Here is a 2017-nt window from a genome sequence, read left to right as displayed (position 1 = left end):
GCGGCATGAGCGGCTGTCTGCTGGCGGGAATGGTGACGCTGGCGCTTTCCGGGGCCGATTTCCGTCTGGAATGGACCCATTCGGTCGAGCGGCAGATCTGGCGCGAGGAGTGGCGGATCGAGGGCGACAAGCTGGTGCTTGCCGGCGCCGCGATCAAGGGTTCGGGCGCGGGGATGGAGCCTGGGCCTGATGCGCGCCTGGTCGATGGATGGTGGGTCTGGACGCCGGATCTTCCACCCCGGGACAAGCTGATCCTGGCGGCAAGTGGGGCAACCGGGGGCGGTTGGCGGATCTGCGACGACGCGACCTGCCGCGAAATCGGCATGGCCCGTTCCGACCCCATCATCTTGCGGCCCTGCCCCTGATCCATACCAGACAGAGATTCGCGGGCTTGATCTAAATTGAGTTGATCAAAAGACGCCGAGATGGAAAGGTGGACGCATGATGACTCAATCCGGCTACAGTTTCATCGTGATCGAACGCGATACCTTCGTGGCCCGCGACATGTGCGCCGGCCTTCTCGCCGCCTGTCCCGGCTGTGACGTGATTCATCTGCGCTTTCCGTCCGAGCTTGTTTCGCAGGTATCACCGAGTGCCGATGAGGTTCCCGTGATCGTCACGAAGATGAACGTGCAGGAGGTCGAGGATAGCGGCCTTGCCGATTGGGCAATCGCGAACGGCGCAGAAATCGTCATCCGAGCCGGCGACGACCCCGTGACCGAGGTGATACGGAAAGGCTGGCGCAGCCTGACCTCGCCATTCACGCGCGAGGATCTGAGCCATCTGGTCAATTCCCTGACTGGCCTTCGCCGCGCAGGCTGAGCGGCGAAGTCTTTATCTACATCAGATCGTCGTCGTCGAAGACGGTCTTGGGTCCTTGCCGCCGTTCCTGCAACTTGGCTGCCAGCGTGACCCCGATCGCGAAAGCCCCGATCAACTTGGCCATGCTGCCGGCATTGCTGTCTGCAGCCCGTTTCGCGCCGTCCCTGACCTGCCCCGCATCCGCCTTGGCACGAGCCATGTTCTGGGGCGTGATCCCGACCGACCGTGCCAAGCCGTAGAATCGCTGCCCGGTATCATCGGCAATCCTGCCGACCCGATCGCCCGCATCGTCCAGCAGGGATTGCGCGCGGCTGCCCGCCAAATCGACCAGGCGCGAAGCTTCGGTGCGGGCGCGCTCGACAGCGGCGTCGGTGGCCAGCGTCACGCGCGCCTCGACCTCGCGCTTCAGGTCGTCCGTGGTCGGCATCGCGTGACGCTGACGGTTGGAAACCATCAGCAGAATCAATGCGATCGCCACGAATCCGCCGCCGATGGCGAGGGATGCCAACATCGGACCCCAGCCGAGATTGATCGCGAGATACGACCATAATGCCGCGATCAGAAAGCCGGCGCCGATCGCCAGGATCAGCCCGGCCACAACCTTCATCACCGTCCGTCTTGCGGAATCCTTGGCGGCCAGTTGAAGCCGGTTGACATAATCGAACATGCGGCCGACCTCAGCGACGTGCCAGGATCAATCCGACGAGGAAACCGACGCCCGCTGCGATCCCCAATGCCTGAGCCGGATGGCGCCGCACCATCTCGGATACCTCGTCATAGCGTTCCTCGGCGTAGTGGGCGACCTCGTTCGCCTTGCGCTGACCGGTCTCATAAAGGCGGTTCGCCTCTTCGCGGGCGCGTTCGGCATATTCCTCTCCGGCCTCACGGGCGCGGTTGGCATATTCGCGCCCCGTCTCGGCCAGATCGGCACCCCGTTCCTTGAGCCGGTCGATCCCGGCATTGTCACCAAGGTCGCGTGCCGTCCTGCGAACATCGTCGCCCACGCGGCCGGCCCCCTCGCGGAGATCATTCTTCGCCTCGCTGGCCGCAGCCTGAGCGTCGCGCTTCATCTTGTTGGCTGCATCGTCGGAATGGGTCATGATTTTCGTCCTTTCGTTGGCCTTGGTTGACCTTCGAAGCCACAACACAACTTGGCCAGCATTGTTCCGCAGTTTTCCGGTAAATTGTGCCGCTG

4 protein-coding genes are annotated in these 2017 nt (G+C 63.4%); 2 read left to right on the top strand and 2 right to left on the bottom strand.

Annotation, left to right across the window (positions count from 1 at the left end; translation table 11 throughout):
• The coding region (locus B4A72_RS15055) for a DUF1850 domain-containing protein (RefSeq protein ID WP_292979013.1) at positions 1 to 365 on the top strand (365 nt) is incomplete at its 5' end.
• 76 nt (positions 366 to 441) lie between these two features.
• Positions 442 to 822 (top strand): hypothetical protein, encoded by a 381-nt coding sequence (locus B4A72_RS15050; RefSeq protein WP_292956026.1) that lies wholly within the window; start codon positions 442 to 444, stop codon positions 820 to 822.
• 16 nt (positions 823 to 838) lie between these two features.
• On the opposite strand, the gene B4A72_RS15045 is transcribed toward B4A72_RS15050, so the two are convergent.
• Together B4A72_RS15045 and B4A72_RS15040 are read right to left on the bottom strand one after the other, a co-directional pair.
• A complete protein-coding gene (locus B4A72_RS15045; protein WP_292956023.1) occupies positions 839 to 1489 on the bottom strand; it encodes a phage holin family protein in 651 nt (216 codons plus the stop codon).
• 10 nt (positions 1490 to 1499) lie between these two features.
• On the bottom strand, positions 1500 to 1922 hold the full coding sequence (locus B4A72_RS15040) for a DUF883 family protein (protein WP_292956021.1): 423 nt from the start codon (positions 1920 to 1922) through the stop codon (positions 1500 to 1502).
• Positions 1923 to 2017 lie beyond the last annotated feature (95 nt).

Source organism: Paracoccus sp. UBA5162, from assembly GCF_002413585.1.
Lineage (GTDB): Bacteria > Pseudomonadota > Alphaproteobacteria > Rhodobacterales > Rhodobacteraceae > Paracoccus.
This window is presented reverse-complemented; position numbering and strand designations above follow the sequence as displayed.